Here is a 15,800-nt window from a genome sequence, read left to right as displayed (position 1 = left end):
GGACGCACCGGCCCGCCGACCCGGCGGTCCCGCCGTCCCCGGACCGACCCGGGGACGGCGGATCCGTCAGCGGCGGCGCTTCGGCAGGTCGAACTGGTCGGCGGCCCGGCAGTCGCGTGGACCGCCGACCGCGCCCGGCCCGGCCCGGTCGAGCGCCGCGCGCGCCCGGATCCGGCCCAGGTTCCAGGCGTACCAGGGGTCCGACTCGTCGAGGTCCTTGGCGACCCAGCTCAGCGTGCAGCGGCGCACCGGATCGGGCAGGCCCGCCAGCGCCGGCGTCGCGTCTGCGGAGAGCGCCCGCAGGTACCAGGCGTCGATCTTCCCCGTCTGCTCGTACCGGGCGATGTTGCGGCGGGCGGCGTAGTCCTCCGGGTTGAGCACGGCCAGGCCCAGCAGCATCACCACGGCGAGCGCCACCGTCGTGCCGGGGATCCAGGCACCGCGCCAGCGGAGCCCGGCCACCAGGATCATCAGGAACACGGTGCCGAGCAGCAGCTCGAACGCCATCACGAAGAGCCGCTCGCCGGTGAAGCTGTACGCCTTCTGGTACGTGTACATCCGGGACAGCGCCGACCCCACGATGACGAAGCTGAGCACGCTGAGCAGGCCCAGCAGGACCCGCAGCAGGTGGCGCTCGACGGCCCGGTCCCGTCGCGCCCAGCGGGCCACCCCGCCGAGCACCGCCAGCGTCAGCATGGTGACGACGACGAGCTGCCAGAACCCGCTGCGCGCGTACTCCGCGTAGCTGAGGCCGGCGGTGCGCAGCACGTGCCGCTGCCCACCGAACAGGACGGTGAACTGCACCGCCACGAAGCCGCCGAAGAGCAGCGTCAGGGCGCTGATGACCGGCGCCCACTCCACGAGGCCGAAGCGGCGCGTGCCGGGCCGGTCCATCGTCGACAGGTCGGGCGGCGCGGCCAGCGTGTAGAGGGCGGCGACGGCGCAGAGCCCGCCCACGGCGGCGAGGAGGATCCAGCGGAACGTCGCGCCGCCGTTGACCTCGGGAACCAGCTCGCCGAGCATCACGGAGAAGGCGCCGTCGGCCGAGGACAGGAGCGCGCCGAAGACGATCAGCGCGGCCACGGTGGCCGCGGCCGACCCGACGACCCGGCGGGCCAGATGCGGGTTCACCGGGGCGTGCAGGTGCCCACGCACCCACGGCAGCCCTCGCAACGCCGCGAAGGGGGCCGCCACCAGGCTGAACAGGATGGAGCGGACGAGCCGGCCGCCCACGATCGCGAGGGTCGCGCAGCAGAGCGCGCCGAGCACGCAGAACGTCACCAGCCACCAGGCGTTGCGGAAGGCCAGGACCGACAGCAGCGCCAGGGCCGCCACCGCCCAGCCGGCGCGGATCCGCCGGTCGGCGCGCGGCAGTTCCGCGCCCGTCCGCCGGACCGCGAGGACCACCGCGACGGTCAGGGCGAGCCAGCCGAGGAACCAGCCGATGCCGGTGCGGGTGAGCGGTACGAAGAAGGCCAGGCCCAGCGCTCCGGCGAGGACCGCGAGCGGTACGGCCCGGTCCTGGGTGGGCGCCGGCCCCGGCCAGCGCGTGTCGAGGAACGACGGCGGGCGCGGGACCGGCTGGTAGCCGCGGTACGGCGCCGGCGCGCCGGACGGCACTCCGATCCGGTACGGCGCCGGCAGCGGCGCGGCGGCGGGCTGTTGGACGTTGGTCGCCGGCGGGCGGGCAGCGGATGCGCCGGTGCCCGCCGACGGGGCGGCCGGCGCACCACCGGTGGCCGGCGCGGCGGTCGCGGGCGTCCCGGTGCTGGGCGCCGCTTCGGCGGCGGGTCCCTTCGTGCTGGGCGCCGCCTCGGCGGGTCCGCTCGTGGTGGGCGTAGCGGGGGCGGAGGCGGTAGGTGCCGCGTCGGTGCCGCGCGGCGGCGCGCCGACGGCGTCCGGTGACGGCGCGGCAGCCGGTGCCGCGGAGTCCGCCGCCGTCACCGCGGCGGTCCGCGTCGGGATGCTCTCTCCCGGCTCGACGACGGCCGTCGGGGCTGGCGCGGCGGTCGCCTCGGCCGGCCTGGGGGCGGGGACGACCGAGGCCGGGGCCGGCGGGCCCGCGGCGACCGGAGCCGCCGCGGCGGTGGTTGGCACCAGCGGGATGAACACGGCGTAACCGCGCGTCCCGGGCGGGATGCTGACGGGGATCGCCCAGGCGGGTGCGCCCTCCGCCCCGGGCCACACCATCGGGGGCGGCGCGCCCTCGATGGACGGCATGACGAGCAGGTGCGGCGGCGCGTTTCCGGGGTCGTCACCGGCGGTGCTGCCGGGCGCCTCGCCGGAACCCGGGGGGCCCGACACCGGTGGTGGCTGGGTCAAGGAACCCCTCCTCGTTAGAACGGTCGGCACACTGTACGGCCGACTCCGGGCCCGCCGCCGCCCCCGACACCGGCAGAAGGGCTGGACAGCCGCAGCCGGATGGCCGTACCCGGTCACAGCGGTGCAGGCACGGGCCAGCGGATCGGGCGGGCGGCGCGCTCGATCGATCCTCGGTAACGTGCTCGGCCGTGGCCAGTGGCGTACCTCCCGCCGAGTGGTGGGAGGCCCTTCCTCCGCAGCAGGTCAGCCACCTGCCCGGCATCGACGCCGAGTTGCTCCATGTGGGACTCGATCCGGCACCGGCCGCCGCCCCGGTCGTCGTTCGGTACCGCGTGCCGGCCCGACGGGGCTTCACCGAGTTGCTCGCCGCCGTCCTCGACGAGTTGGACGGCGCAGCCCTCACGCTGTTCCCCCGCTGGTTGCCCGGTGCCGAACGGCTCGACGGTTCCGGCACGCTGGGCGTCGCTGCGGTGCGGTCCCTTGCCATGCGGGCCGCTGCGCACTCCGAGCACTTCGGCCCGTTCCTGGCCGACCTCGCCGAGCGCGCGCTGCGCGGAGAGGACCGGCAGCACCGGCCGCGCTTTCCGGCAGAGGTACGGGCTGCCGGCCTGGCCCGGGTCATGGCCTCCGCGTACGACCGTGACGGGTGCGTCCTGCTGGTCGGCCTGACCGACGAGCTGCCCACGGAGACCGAGCGCGCGTTGGTCGCCGTCGCCGAATGGCTGGTGCGGCACGGCCGCCTCACCGTCTGGCTGGCCGGGCGGGAACTGCGGACGGTCGACCGGATCCGGTCGGTTCAGGTTTCGCTGCCGTCGAGCCTGACCGAGTTGGCGGTGCAGGCGGGTCGGGTTCCCGACACCGTCCGCGAGCCTCCGCCGGCACTGACGTTTCCGCCGCTGTCCGGTGTCCCACGCGGCGACAGCGCCGCCGAGCAGGCACTGGAGCTGGCACTGACGCCACACGAGTGGGCCCGGGGGAGGCGCTGGAACCACACGTACGACTGGCACCTGCTCGGCGAGACCTACCGCCTGGACCTCTTCTGGCCGGCCGAGGGACTTGCGGTCGAGGTGGACGGCCCGGAACATCGGGGACGAATCAGATTCGCCAACGACCGGCGGCGTGACGTGCGGCTGCAACTCCTCGGGCTGGACGTGCTCCGGTTCACCAACGAGCAGGTGCTGTCCGACGTCCAGGCCGTGGTCGGCATGATCCGGCAACTGCTGACCCGTCGTCGCCTGGCCGGCGCGCACCCCCACGAAGAAGAGGCACCATGACGAGCACGGCGGACCTTCCCCACCTGACGCCCAACCAGATCAACGCGCTTGTGGTGCTCATGGTCGAGGCCCGCGAACTGACCAACAACGAGCTGAAGGAGTTGGCCGGGTTCAGCCTCACCGGCGTCGACAACGCCAAACTCGTCAAGCTCGGCCTGGTCGAGACCGACCGGTCCCACCGGCCCTTCTCCCACGAGCTGACCGACGAGGGGTGGCGGGTGGTGCGGCAGCTGCACGTCGGCGCCCCGCCCGCACGTAGTGGCTCAGCCACCCGTTCGCTCTTCACCCTGCTGGCCAACCTGCACCGCTCGCTGAGCCGGTTGGGGCTCAGCCACGCCGACTTCTTCACGCCGCCGTCGGCCACCTCAGGTCCGGCGGCCGGCCCGACGCCTCCCGGCGCCGCGCCAGCGCCGGCGGCCACCGAGCCGGACGCCGTGGAGGCCCTGATCCGCGCCGCCTATCACGAGCTGGCCCGGGAGCCGGGAGCCTGGGTGGGGCTCGCCGACCTGCGCGAACGCCTCGGCAGGCAGGACCGCGCTACCGTCGACGCGACGTTGCGCGCGATGGTCCAGCGGGACGGCGTCCGAATCATCCCGGTCGCCAACACCAAGTCGTTGACCGCGCGGGACCGGGCGGCCGCGGTGCGCATCGGGGACGAGGAGAACCACACCCTGGCGATCGGCTCGGCATGATCCCGGAGGACGTACGGGCCGCGCTCGAGGCGGTCAGTCTCAACCCTGCGGTCACTCCCGACGACGTGTGGCGGCCCAGCCCGCACGACGTGCCGGAGCTGCACGAGAAGGTGGTCGCGGAGATCCTGCGCGGCGTGGGCAGGGCCCGCACCGACGACACCACGGTGCCCCTCGGCGTGGCCATGCAGGGGCGGGCCGGCGCCGGCAAGACCCACCTGCTCGGGGCGGTGCGGGATCGGATCCAGCGTGAGGGCGGCTACTTCTTCCTGGTCGACATGGTCAGCGGGAAGACGTTCTGGGAGAGCGTGGCGCTGGCCCTGGTCGAAGGCATGGGACGGGACGCGATCGGCTGGGGCACCCAGCTGCGCACGTTCCTGCGTCGGCTCACCGCCCAGCTCGGCATCCCGGCGGAGGTACGCGACGCGGTCGCCGGGACGAAGCCGGTCACCCGGGAGCACCTGGACACCTTCGTGCGGGCCCTGCGGACGCGCCATCGCGAGATCGGCCGGGACTGCCAGGACACCGCCCGGGCACTCGTCCTGCACGGCGCGCTGGACTTCGAGGCACAGGACGTCGGCTACGCCCATCTGATCTCCGAGCCAGGTGACCCGGACGGTCGCGCGGCGTGGGGGCTGACCCCGGCGATCCGTACCCCGCAGCAGATCGTCCAGGACGTCTCGCGGCTGATGGCGCTGACGCTCGACCCCACGGTGATAGCCGTCGACCAGCTCGACACGCTCTTCGCCCAGACCAGCACCGCCATGTTCGACCAGTACGCCGGGCTGGAGGACGCCCAGGCGAAGGTCATCGGGCCCATCGCCGACGGGCTGCTGAAGCTGCGTGACGTCACCCGCCGGACGCTGATCGTGGTGTCGTGCCTGCCGGACACCTGGGAGCTGTTGACCAGGAGTGCGCCCACTCCGGTCGGCGACCGGTTCCGGCAGGCGATCCTCCCCGACCGGATTCCCACCCCCGAGATCGGGCGGGCCATCGTCGCGAAGCGGTTCACCGCCGCCTTCGCCGGGCCGCGTTTCGCACCGCCGTACCCGACCTGGCCGATCAGCCCCGAGGCGTTCGTGGACGCCCCGGCGTTGACGCCCCGGGCGCTGCTGCGCCGGGTGGATCGTCACGTCGCCTGGTGCCGGGACCGGGACGAGGTGACCGAGCTCGACCGTCTCATCGAGGTCGTCGACCACGTCATCGGCGGGTCCGAGCCGCCGGACCGGAGTGCCGCCGTCGGCCCGAAGTCGTGCCGCGACACGGACACCGGTGACGACGTGCGCCTGCGGCAGCTCGACGCCCGCTTCGCCGAGCTGGTGGCGGGGGCGGACGTGGCGGGTGCGCTCGATCCGCGGACCGAGGACGAGCACATGCCGGCGCTCCTCGCCGCCGGTCTGGCGGCCTGGATCGCCGAGCGGTCCCCGACCGGCGCCAGCTACAGGTACGACCCGCTGCCGGGCCGCAAACCGGCGCTGCACGGGCGGCTGATCGAGGTGCTGGACGAGGCCACCGAGAACGAGGCGCACTGGTGCTTCCGCGGGATCTCCCATCCGAACGCGATCGCGGCGACCGCCAGGGTGAAGGCGGCCTGCACCATGGCGGGCCTCGACCGTGCGCTGCCGCAGCGGCGGCTGGTGCTGTTGCGCAACGGCCCGTGGCCGACCGGGAAGCGTACGGCCGAGGTGTTGGCGGCCTTCGACGCGGCCGGCGGAGTCCGCTGCGGCGTCCCGGAGGCGGACCTGCGGGTGTTCGCCGCGCTTCGTGAGCTGAGTGGCGAACCGGCCTCGGTTCTCCAGGAGTGGCTGGTCGCGCGCCGACCGGCCGGCTCCACGCAGCTGTTCGCCACGATCCTCGGCGACTCCGCCGGGGCGGCCAATGCGGAGGCCGGACCGGTCGCCCGGTCAGTCGGGCCGACCGCCGAGGTGGGCGGCGAGGACGACGCGCGGGTCGGCGGCGGGAGGGCCACCGTCGACGGAACTTCGATCCTGTTGGGGCGGACCACCGACGGGGCGCGGCCGTTCGCGGTGGACCTGGAGTCGCTGCGCCGTCACACGGTGATCTTCGCCGGCTCCGGCTCCGGCAAGACCGTGCTGATCCGGCGGCTGGTCGAGGAGTGCGCTCGAGAGGGCGTCTCCGCGATCGTGCTCGATCCCAACAACGACCTCGCCCGCCTGGGCGATCCCTGGCCGCAGCCGCCGGCCGGATGGGGCCCCGGTGACGCCGAGCGGGCCCGCGACCACCTCGAACACACCGAGGTGGTGGTCTGGACGCCCCGGGTCAACGCCGGTCGACCGCTGAGCTTCCAGCCGCTGCCGGACTTCACCCCCGTACGCGACTCGCCGGACGAGTTCGACCAGGCGATCCGCTCGGCGGTGGAGGCACTCGCCCCGCGCGCCGGTGTGGACCGGCCGACGAAGGTGGCCCAGCAGGGCAAGGCCGTGCTGACCGAGGCCCTCCAGGCGTACGCGAGGAGCGGAATGGTGGGCCTGCCCGGCTTCACCGAGTTCCTCGCCGAACTGCCCGACGGGGTGAGCCGGCTGAGCCGGGCGGACAAGCTGGCCCAGGATCTGGCCGAGACTCTGAAGGCCGCCATGGTCACCGATCCGTTGTTCGGCGGCGTCGGCGCCCCGGCCGATCCGGGCCTGCTGCTCACCCCCTCGCCGGGCCGGCGCGCACGCATTTCGGTGATCAGCTTTGTGGGGCTCACGTCGGACCAGGAACGGCAGGGCTTCGTCAATCAGCTCCAGATGGCCCTGTTCGCCTGGATCAAGCGGCACCCGGCGGGCGAGCGACCGCTGGGCGGGCTCTTCGTGATGGACGAGGCGCAGACTCTCGCCCCGTCGTCCGGGCAGACGGCCTGCACGGCCAGCACGATCGCCCTCGCCTCTCAGGCCCGCAAGTACGGGCTCGGGTTGGTCTTCGCCACCCAGGCGCCGAAGGGGCTGCACAACCAGATCTCCGGCAACGCCACCACGCAGTTCTTCGGGCTGCTCAACGCTCCCGCGCAGATCGACGCGGCCCGTCAGTTGGCGGAGGCCAAGGGCGGGCGGCTGCCCGACATCGGCCTCATGCAGAGCGGCCAGTTCTACGTGGCCGGGGAGGGCTTCGCGTTCGTCAAGGTGGACACGCCGATCTGCCTGTCCCACCACCCGAAGGCGCCGCTCAGCCCGGAGGAGGTCGTCGCCAGGGCAGCTTCGGCACAATTCCGGCCGGAGCGCAGTCACCTGCCGGACGCGCCGGCCGTCCGATAGCGGACAGGACGCCGATCGCCTTTCCGGCGCACTGTTGTAGCAGGTCAGAGGCGTGAGGATGGCGGGCCACAACCCATTCCTCGGGCCCGGCGGGGACAGCATCGTCCCCGCCGACACCGCCATCACCGAACCCGACCCCGCGACGGCCACGGCGTAGCGCAGCGCCGGCCGCCCACGCAGCGCGAGGTCGCGCTCCGGCAGTCACGTCCCGGGTACCCGGGCGGAAGCCGCCGCACCGACACAGACGTCCCCATTCCGGCAGCCACCGGAGCCGCGCGCCATCCCCGGGACGAGCGCGGCCGGCGAGCCGTACCCACGAGCCGTCCCGGGCACGCGCAGGCGCGTGCCCGGCGGCCGGTCGTCGCCCGTCCCACCCTGCCCACCGGAACCGGCCCTGGCCACGCGCCGGTCGGTCCGGTCACCGAGCACGAGAGGAGCCGGCAATGGCCGCTCCCACCGCCACCGCCTCCCTGAACGCCTCCACCTACTCACCCGGCGACCAGATGATCCTGACGGTCACCTACGGCGACGCCGACACCAAGCCGGTGACCGTCACGATCGTGGTGACCGACGCGCAGGGCAACAGCAGCGCGCCGGTCAAGGTCACCGCCGTCATCGACCCGCTCACCCTCACCGTCACCGACGACTCCGGCCGCACCTGGACCAGGGCGTCGGACAACGGGTCCGTCGCCGTCTACCGGGCGGTGGCGTGATGCCCCGGGTCACCGTCACGGTGCGCGACAACGGCGGGCGTACCGCCACCGCGACCGCCGACTACACGATCGCGCCGCCGGTGCTGGGCGGCTACTACCTCTCCGGCGGCGCCGACCCGACGGCCGACATGGCCGGCGGCAACTTCCGCTCGCTGACCCAGTACCGCAGCTTCGCCGACGGCTACATCTTCCCCGGCTACCAACGGCCGTGGCTGATCACGCTCGGCAGGGCCGGGGTGCAGATGAACATGGTGCTGGAGCTGAAGCACTACGGCGCGCCCGACGCCGGGCCGCAGACGTTCACCGTGGACGGCGTGACCTACACCGTCCCGGCGCCCGCGATGACCATCCAGCAGCGCCCGGGCACGACCTGGCCCCGGGCGTACGGCTACAGCCAGGTCCTGGCCGGGCACTGCGACGGGCTCTTCGCCCGCGCCCTGTCCCAGTACCGGACCATGGGCTTCGGGGTGAACATCCAGCTCGCCTCGGAACTCGACACGGACCACGAGTTCGGCACCACGGAGTCCGGCGTCAGCTACAACTGGGGGCAGTCCGACGCCCGCGCGGTGCAGGCGGTGACGTACATCGTGAACTGGTTCAAGGCCCGTCAACTGCCCGCCGGCACGACGTTCTCGGTCGGGGTGGGCGGCTTCGACCGGGCCTGTTTCCAGCGCACCCATCCGGAGGCGCTGATGGCCAGGCTCGACTTCCTCCAGTGGAACGCCTACGCCACCAGCCCCACCCACACGGCGCTGGCCCGGTTCCGCCGGGCGAAGGACTGGGCGGTGGCCGACCTCGGCCCGGTCGCCCTCTCCCGCCCGGTGATCATCGCCGAGTGGGGCGTACGGGTGGCGGAGGTGCCGGACCAGGCGGGCTGGATCGCCACCGTCCCGGCCGCCATCGCCCAGCTCAACGCCGAGCGGGGACCGCGGATCGCGCGGACCAACTACTTCAACTCGGGCTGGGGCACCCTGTCGCCGAAGTCGACGGGGCTGGCCGCGCTGAAGTCGGCGTACGCCACCCGGCCGTACGTCTGAGCGGCCGGCCGGAGGTCCGCCAGGAGGGGCCGGAGAGCCGTCGGCGAAGGATAGACGTCGATCATGAGATCCATCGATGGTGGTATAAGATCCGCCGGATCGTGCGCAGGCCCGCTCGTGCGCCTCCCGGTGCGATGTCCACCGAGCCCCGCTGCGCCAGGACAGCCATGGAGATCATGTGAAGTTCAGTCGTCTCGCCCCTGCGATGGCCGCCCTCGTGCTCGCGGTCGGCGCCGTGGTCGCCCCGGCCGGCGCCGCGCAGGCGCATCCGGCAGCGGACACGGTAAACGTCTATCCGCCGATCCAGGGTTCGTCCACCTGGGACCGCTTCGGTCTCTCCGGTCCGACCTCGCACCACATCGTCTTCGGCCACTGGGGCTACCCGAACGACTGGGCCGTCGACATCTACCGCAATCCGGGTGCCACGATCGTCTCGCCGTTCGGCACCAAGACCGCTTCCGGGCACCCGGTCGCCGTCAAGGTGGTCACCGTCCAGGCCGGCTGTGCGACCCGCAATCTCGCCGACGGCGGTTACCGCATCGGGCTCGAGGCCCGGGACACCACGACCGGGCAGATCCTCGGCCGCGCGGACGTGATGCACGTGAACAACAAGCCCGGTGGCATCGTCGTCGGCGCCTCGGTCGGTCCCTGGACCAAGCTCGGCGAGACGGGCCGCTTCCGCTGGTCCAGCTGCTACCAGGTCAACGGTGACAGCGGGGCCCACATCCACCTCGAAGTGATCAACCAGCACCGCTACTCGTGCTACGTGTCCCGCGGTGCGAACACCGCCCTGACCGACCTGACCGTGGTGGGCAAGGTCGGCGTGCACCACACGGGCCAGCGGCAGCGCTGCTGATCCGTCGATGGACGGCGGGCGGGTGCCCCGGCTCCGGTCGGAAGCCGGGACACCCGCCCGGGGTCAGTAGGCCAGCTCCACCGGCCGGCCGAGCACCCGCGCGCCGTTGTTGGCGAGCCAGCCCTCGGCCGCCGCCGCGTGCTGGCTGAACGTGTGGATGTCGCGGAACCGGCGCTGCAACGGCGACGAGTCCCGGGCCGCCCCGCCGCCGGCCGCCCGGTAGCAGGTGTCGACCGCGGCGGCTGCCCGCTCCGTCACCCAGGGCAGCGCGGCGGAGATCCGTGGGTGCAGCGCGGGGATCGCCGCCGGATCGGTGGCGCAGGCCGACCAGAGCTCGTCGGCCAGGTCCCGCAGCAGCGCCCGGGCGGCCCGTACGTCCAGGTCGGCACGGCCGAGCTGGAGGCGGAAGGCCGGCGAGTCGGCGAGCGACTGCCGGGCGTAGAGCCGCTGCCGGCCGCCCTCGAGCAGCGCGACCATGTCGTCCAGCGCGCCCTGCGCGATGCCGACCGCCACCGCGCCGAGGTGCAGGACGAAGTGGACCAGCGGCGCCACGAAGCCCGGCCCCGGTACGCAGGGCACGCCGGTGAACAGGTCGAAGCTCTCCTCCGTGGGGCAGAAGGCGTCCGCCACCTCGATGTCGTGGCTGCCGGTGCCCCGCAGGCCGAGCACGTGCCAGGTGTCGTGCACGGTGACCCGGGAGGCCGGGAAGAGCATGGAGCGCATCGCCGGCGGTGCCCCCGCCGGCCCGCCGTCCCCGGTCAGCACGCAGTTGCCGAAGATCCAGTCGGCGTGCCGGGCGCCGCTCGCGAACGCCCACCGGCCGGTGACCCGGAAGCCGCCGTCGACGGGCTCGGCGCGCCCCTGCGGGGCGAACCCGCCCCCGACGACCACGTCCGGCCCGTCGGCGTAGAACTTGTCGAACCGGTCGCGGGAGAGCATCGCCACCAGGTGCGGCGTCTCGGCGCCGATCATCACCGTCCACCCGGTGGAGCCGTCGGCCCGGGCCAGCGACTCCAGCACCCGCAGCCCGGTGTGCAGGTCCGCCTCGTACCCGCCGTGGCTGCGGGGGACGAACATCCGGAAGCAGCCGGCCGCCCGCAGCGAGTCGAGCAGATCGGCGGGCAGCCCCCGGGCCGCCTCGATCTCCCCGGCCCGGCGGGACACCTCCGGGAGCAGCGCGTCCACCGCCCCCGTCAGCCCGTCCCGGTGCTGGTCCTCCATGGGTTCCTCCTCGCCTCGTCGCTCGGCCTCCACTCTGGACCGGCGGACGACCCGGGGCCAGGCTCGCCGCTATCGGATGCCCGCCACTTCGCGCGGTGGGCGCCCGCCCGAGCCGCCGCCCGGGGAGGGGCCGGAACGGCACGCCGACCCGGCCCGCTCCCTATGCTCGAAGCATGGAACTGCGGATCTTCACCGAACCCCAGCAGGGCGCGACGTACGACGACCTGCTCGCCGTGGCCCGCTGCGCGGAGGAAACCGGCTACGGCGCCTTCTTCCGCTCCGACCACTACCTGAAGATGGGCGCGGTGAGCGGTGACCCCGGCCCGACGGACGCGTGGACGACCCTCGCCGGCCTGGCCCGGGACACCCGGCGGATCCGGCTGGGCACGCTGATGACCGCTGCCACCTTCCGGCTGCCCGGCCCGCTGGCCATCACCGTCGCGCAGGTCGACCAGATGAGCGGCGGCCGGGTCGAGCTGGGCATCGGCACCGGCTGGTACGCCGAGGAGCACACCGCGTACGGGATTCCCTTCCCGTCGCTGGGGGAGCGCTTCGACCGGCTGGAGGAACAGCTCGCGGTCGTCACGGGGCTCTGGGCGACGCCGCCCGGCGCGACCTTCGACTTTGCCGGGACGTACTACCCGGTCAGCGACTCGCCCGCCCTGCCGAAGCCGGTGCAGGACCCGCGCCCGCCGATCCTGCTCGGCGGCATGGGCCCGAAGCGCACGCCCCGCCTGGCCGCCCGCTACGCCGACGAGTTCAACCTGCCGTTCGCCTCGGTCGAGGACTCCGCCGCCCAGTTCGACCGGGTCCGGGCCGCCTGCGCCGAGACCGGCCGCGACCCGGGCGAGCTGCGCTGGTCCAACGCCCTGGTGCTCTGCTGCGGGCGGGACGACGCCGAGGTGGCCCGGCGGGCCGCCGCGATCGGCCGGGAGCCGGACGAGCTGCGCGAGAACGGCCTCGCGGGCACCCCCGCCGAGGTGGTCGACAAGATCGGCCGGTACGCCGAGATCGGCAGCGAGCGGCTCTACCTCCAGGTGCTCGACCTGGCCGACCTCGACCACCTGGAGCTGGTCGCCGCCGAGGTGAAGCCCCAGCTCTGAGCCGGCGGGCAACCGCCGCCCCAGCACCGCGTCGACGTCCTGCGCCGGCGACGGCGGCAAGTCGCGCGCGGGGCGGCGGCCCCGTCGTGCCGGCCGTCAGGCGCGGCCCACCCGGGGCGCCGGCCCCGGATGGGGCACCGGGTGCGGCGGGGGCGTCGGCGGCGGCGCCGGCTTGGGGCGGGGCGTGGTGCCCGCCGGGTACGCCCCGGCCGGCGACACCGCTCCGATGCCGGTCGGGTCGATCTCCTCCTCGGAGGGGAACACGTCGCCCCGCGGGGCGGGATCGCGGTAGCTGCTCATCGGCGTAGGGTTCCCCGCCGAGGGCGCCGTAACCGTGCCCGATCGACCGGTTTCCGTCCCGCCCTGCTCGTCGGATGATGCGTCCCGACGACCACGGTGTCGAACGGGGGTACGACATGGAACTGCACCGCAACCGGGGGGCGTTGGTGCTGCCCCTGGCCTGCGTGATCGGGGGCGGGGTGCTGCTGGCGCTGCCGGGGGAGCACGTGCTGCTGCGCCGGCTGGTCGCCGTCGGCGCCGTGCTGCTGGGCGGGGGCGTGCTGGTCGGCCTGCTGCGCCCGTTCCGGTTCGTCATCGGCGCCGACGGCCTGAGCGTCCGCCGCCCCGGGCTGCGCCGCACGATCGCGTGGGCGGAGGTCGCGGCGCTGGCGCTGGCCCGGCCGCCCGCCCGGCAGGGGCTGCCGTCGACGCCGCGACTGCTGCTGGTCCCCGCGCCGGGCGCGCTGGCCGACCTGCCGGCCGACGCGCACCACCCGGTCGACGGCCGGGCCGCGGTGGAACTGCTGGACCTGGCGCGGGTCCGGGAGAGGCCCGCCGAGGTGGCGGCGGCGCTGACCCGGCACGCCGGGGACCGTTTCGTCGACGCGCTCGGCGGGGCTCCTGCCGCCGACCGCCACCGCACCCCGTGACCACCGCCGGGGCCGGGCCGCGGCACAACTGGGCGGGCAACGTCCGCTACGCCGCCCGCCGCCACCACCGCCCCTCCTCGCTCGACGAGCTGCGCCGGCTGGTGGCGGGCAGCGACCGGCTCCGGGTGGTGGGCACGGGGCACTCGTTCAACCGCCTCGGCGACACCACCGGCGACCTGGTCTCGCTGGCCGGGCTGCCCGCGACCGTCGTGCTCGACCCGGACCGCCGGGCCGTCACCGTGCCGGCCGCCATGCGGTACGGAGACCTCGCGTCCTGGCTGCACGCGCGCGGGTACGCCCTGGCCAACCTCGCCTCGCTGCCGCACATCTCGGTCGCCGGGGCGGTCGCCACCGGCACCCACGGCTCGGGGGAGACGATCGGCAACCTGGCCAGCGCGGTCGCCGGGCTGGAACTGGTCACCGCCGGCGGCGACCTGCTGACCGTGGACCGGGCGGCCGACGGGGACACCTTCGCCGGGATGGTCGTGTCGCTGGGCGCGCTGGGCGTCGTCACCCGGGTCACCCTGGACGTGGTGCCGACCTTCGAGATCCGCCAGCACGTCCGCCTCGGCCTGTCCCGCGCGGCGCTGGACGCGGCGTTCGCCTCGGCGTACAGCGTCAGCGTCTTCACCGACTGGCGGTCGCCGCGGCTGCGGGAGGTGTGGGTCAAGCAGCGCGCGGACGCGGCCCCGCTCCCGGCGGACTGGCTCGGCACGACGGCGGCCGACGCGCCGCGGCACCCGGTGCCGGGCATGCCCGCGCGGAACTGCACCCCGCAGCTCGGCGAGCCGGGCCCGTGGCACGAACGGCTGCCGCACTTCCGGCTGGAGTTCACGCCCAGCAGCGGGGCGGAGTTGCAGTCGGAGTACCACGTGCCGCGCGGCTCGGCGTCGGCGGCGCTGGCCGCGCTCGATCCGGTGGCGCACCTGATCGCGCCGGTGCTCCAGGTCTGCGAGCTGCGGACGGTGGCGGCCGACGGGCTGTGGCTCAGCCCGAACCACGGGCGGGACAGCCTGGCCATCCACTTCACCTGGACCGCCGACGCGGCGGCGGTGCTGCCGGTGGTGGCGGCGGTGGAGGAGCGGCTCGCGCCGTTCGCGCCGCGCCCGCACTGGGGGAAGGTCTTCGGCCTCGCCCCGGCGGCGGTCGCCGCGGCCCTGCCCCGGTACGCCGACTTCCTCGACCTGGCGCGCCGGCTCGACCCGGCCGGCACGTTCCGCACCGACCTGCTCGACCACTACCTTCCCCGCGACTAGCGACCGGGCCGGCTGCCCTGCATCTGATCGCGGAGGCTGCCGCGCTGCACCGCCCGGCTGATGTCGCTCGGCGAGACGATCCCGACGAGGCGGCCGTCGGCCACCACCAGCGCACGGCCGTCGGCGCACTCGCTGAGCCGGGGGAGCAGCTCGTTCAGCGGCTCGTCCGGCCGGGCGAGCACCAGCTCGTCGGCGCGGCAGGCCACCTCGGCCAGCGTGGTGCCGGCCCGACGGTCCGCCGGGATGCCGCGCACCCGGTCGAGGGTGACCAGGCCGACGGGCCGGTCGTCCTCGGTCAGCGGCAGCGCCGTGTGCCGGTACGCGAAGAGGTAGTGGTCGACGAAGTCGCCCACCGTCATCTGTCCCGACGCGGTCTGCGGCTGCGGCGTCATCACGTCGGCCACCCGGATGCCCTGAAGCGCGCTGCCCATCCGGGCCTGCCGCTCCTCCATGCCGGCGGCGCCGATCAGGAACCAACCGATCAGGGCAAGCCACAGCCCGCCGAAGCCGACGCCGGCCAGGAACTGCCACAGTCCCAGCCCGATCAGCACCGCGCCGAGCACCCAGCCGGCCCGGGCGGCGACGACCGACGCCTTCGTCCGGTCGCCGGTCGCCTTCCACACGGCGGCGCGCAGCAGCCGCCCGCCGTCGAGCGGGGCGGCCGGCAGCGCGTTGAAGACCGCCAGCAGCACGTTGATGCCGGCCAGCCAGGCCAGCGAGCCCAGCAGTAGCCCCTCCACCCCGGCCACGGCGAGCACCACCGCGATCGCGCCGAAGAAGAGCCCGATCAGCAGGCTCACCAGCGGGCCGACGCCGGCGATGCGCAGCTCCGCGCCCGGGTCGCGCGCCTCGCCGCGCAGCTCGGCCACCCCGCCGAAGAGCCAGAGGGTGATCCCGCCGACCTCCAGCCCGTTGCGCTTGGCGACGATCGCGTGCGACACCTCGTGGGCGAGCAGGCCGAGGAAGAAGACCACCGCCGCCGCGAGCCCCGCCAGGACGTACGCGGCGACGGGCCGGTCCGGGTAGGCCCGGGGGAACTGGTTGGCCGACAGCCCCCAGGCGATCAGCGCGAAGATGACCAGGACGCTCCAGTTGACCCCGACCGGCACGCCCGCGATCCGGCCGAGCCGGAAACTCGCCCTCATG

At 74.4% G+C, this 15,800-nt stretch carries 13 protein-coding genes; 9 read left to right on the top strand and 4 right to left on the bottom strand.

The features are described 5' to 3' along the window. Positions 1-66 precede the first annotated feature (66 nt). Complete coding sequence (locus OG989_RS31065) at positions 67-2,322, bottom strand: DUF4153 domain-containing protein (protein ID WP_327029268.1); 2,256 nt, start codon at positions 2,320-2,322, stop codon at positions 67-69. Between the two features lie 188 nt (positions 2,323-2,510). Between OG989_RS31065 and OG989_RS31060 the strand changes: the two genes are divergently transcribed. The 6 genes from OG989_RS31060 to OG989_RS31035 all read left to right on the top strand — a co-directional run bounded on the left by OG989_RS31060 (position 2,511) and on the right by OG989_RS31035 (position 10,145). After that, positions 2,511-3,596: an endonuclease domain-containing protein gene (locus OG989_RS31060; RefSeq protein ID WP_327029267.1), complete on the top strand. Its 1,086-nt coding sequence runs from the start codon at positions 2,511-2,513 to the stop codon at positions 3,594-3,596. Continuing rightward, entirely contained in the window at positions 3,593-4,288 is a 696-nt protein-coding gene (locus OG989_RS31055; RefSeq protein WP_327029266.1) for a hypothetical protein, read from the top strand. The genes OG989_RS31060 and OG989_RS31055 overlap by 4 nt, the downstream gene beginning before the upstream one ends. Beyond that, positions 4,285-7,539 carry an ATP-binding protein gene (locus tag OG989_RS31050; RefSeq protein WP_327029265.1) on the top strand — a complete coding sequence of 1,085 codons (3,255 nt, stop codon included), beginning with the start codon at positions 4,285-4,287 and terminating at the stop codon, positions 7,537-7,539. The genes OG989_RS31055 and OG989_RS31050 overlap by 4 nt, the downstream gene beginning before the upstream one ends. A 443-nt stretch (positions 7,540-7,982) precedes the next feature. After that, complete coding sequence (locus OG989_RS31045) at positions 7,983-8,252, top strand: hypothetical protein (protein ID WP_151453705.1); 270 nt, start codon at positions 7,983-7,985, stop codon at positions 8,250-8,252. Continuing rightward, a complete protein-coding gene (locus OG989_RS31040) occupies positions 8,252-9,289 on the top strand; it encodes a hypothetical protein (RefSeq protein WP_327029264.1) in 1,038 nt (345 codons plus the stop codon). The genes OG989_RS31045 and OG989_RS31040 overlap by 1 nt, the downstream gene beginning before the upstream one ends. Positions 9,290-9,467: 178 nt before the next feature. After that, positions 9,468-10,145 carry a hypothetical protein gene (locus OG989_RS31035; RefSeq protein ID WP_225852063.1) on the top strand — a complete coding sequence of 226 codons (678 nt, stop codon included), beginning with the start codon at positions 9,468-9,470 and terminating at the stop codon, positions 10,143-10,145. Between the two features lie 63 nt (positions 10,146-10,208). On the opposite strand, the gene OG989_RS31030 is transcribed toward OG989_RS31035, so the two are convergent. Then, positions 10,209-11,366: an acyl-CoA dehydrogenase family protein gene (locus tag OG989_RS31030; protein WP_151453707.1), complete on the bottom strand. Its 1,158-nt coding sequence runs from the start codon at positions 11,364-11,366 to the stop codon at positions 10,209-10,211. Positions 11,367-11,539: 173 nt separating this feature from the next. Here OG989_RS31030 and OG989_RS31025 point away from each other — a divergent pair, with 173 nt between their 5' ends. After that, entirely contained in the window at positions 11,540-12,469 is a 930-nt protein-coding gene (locus OG989_RS31025; protein ID WP_151453708.1) for an LLM class F420-dependent oxidoreductase, read from the top strand. Positions 12,470-12,565: 96 nt separating this feature from the next. Here OG989_RS31025 and OG989_RS31020 read toward each other — a convergent pair whose 3' ends face one another. After that, positions 12,566-12,769: a hypothetical protein gene (locus tag OG989_RS31020; RefSeq protein WP_225852064.1), complete on the bottom strand. Its 204-nt coding sequence runs from the start codon at positions 12,767-12,769 to the stop codon at positions 12,566-12,568. Positions 12,770-12,843: 74 nt separating this feature from the next. On the opposite strand from OG989_RS31020, the gene OG989_RS31015 reads away from it, so the two are divergent. Together OG989_RS31015 and OG989_RS31010 are read left to right on the top strand one after the other, a co-directional pair. Next, on the top strand, positions 12,844-13,398 hold the full coding sequence (locus tag OG989_RS31015; protein WP_151453709.1) for a hypothetical protein: 555 nt from the start codon (positions 12,844-12,846) through the stop codon (positions 13,396-13,398). Continuing rightward, positions 13,395-14,654 (top strand): FAD-binding protein, encoded by a 1,260-nt coding sequence (locus OG989_RS31010; RefSeq protein WP_327029263.1) that lies wholly within the window; start codon positions 13,395-13,397, stop codon positions 14,652-14,654. Before OG989_RS31015 ends, OG989_RS31010 begins: the two co-directional genes overlap by 4 nt. Here OG989_RS31010 and OG989_RS31005 read toward each other — a convergent pair. After that, a complete protein-coding gene (locus tag OG989_RS31005; protein WP_151453710.1) occupies positions 14,651-15,799 on the bottom strand; it encodes a site-2 protease family protein in 1,149 nt (382 codons plus the stop codon). The genes OG989_RS31010 and OG989_RS31005 overlap by 4 nt on opposite strands. Between the last annotated feature and the right edge of the window lies 1 nt (position 15,800).

Origin of the sequence: Micromonospora sp. NBC_01740, assembly GCF_035920365.1 — a bacterium.
In the GTDB taxonomy this organism is placed as follows: Bacteria; Actinomycetota; Actinomycetes; order Mycobacteriales; family Micromonosporaceae; genus Micromonospora; species Micromonospora reichwaldensis.
This window is presented reverse-complemented; position numbering and strand designations above follow the sequence as displayed.

Bases quoted from the DNA above. Each gene is read 5' to 3' on its own strand.
- OG989_RS31045 (WP_151453705.1), top strand. From the start codon at position 7,983: ATGGCCGCTCCCACCGCCACCGCCTCCCTGAACGCCTCCACCTACTCA.
- OG989_RS31055 (WP_327029266.1), top strand. From the start codon at position 3,593: ATGACGAGCACGGCGGACCTTCCCCACCTGACGCCCAACCAGATCAAC.
- OG989_RS31040 (WP_327029264.1), top strand. From the start codon at position 8,252: ATGCCCCGGGTCACCGTCACGGTGCGCGACAACGGCGGGCGTACCGCC.
- OG989_RS31015 (WP_151453709.1), top strand. From the start codon at position 12,844: ATGATGCGTCCCGACGACCACGGTGTCGAACGGGGGTACGACATGGAA.
- OG989_RS31020 (WP_225852064.1), bottom strand. From the start codon at position 12,769: ATGAGCAGCTACCGCGATCCCGCCCCGCGGGGCGACGTGTTCCCCTCC.
- OG989_RS31025 (WP_151453708.1), top strand. From the start codon at position 11,540: ATGGAACTGCGGATCTTCACCGAACCCCAGCAGGGCGCGACGTACGAC.
- OG989_RS31050 (WP_327029265.1), top strand. From the start codon at position 4,285: ATGATCCCGGAGGACGTACGGGCCGCGCTCGAGGCGGTCAGTCTCAAC.
- OG989_RS31005 (WP_151453710.1), bottom strand. From the start codon at position 15,799: ATGAGGGCGAGTTTCCGGCTCGGCCGGATCGCGGGCGTGCCGGTCGGG.
- OG989_RS31030 (WP_151453707.1), bottom strand. From the start codon at position 11,366: ATGGAGGACCAGCACCGGGACGGGCTGACGGGGGCGGTGGACGCGCTG.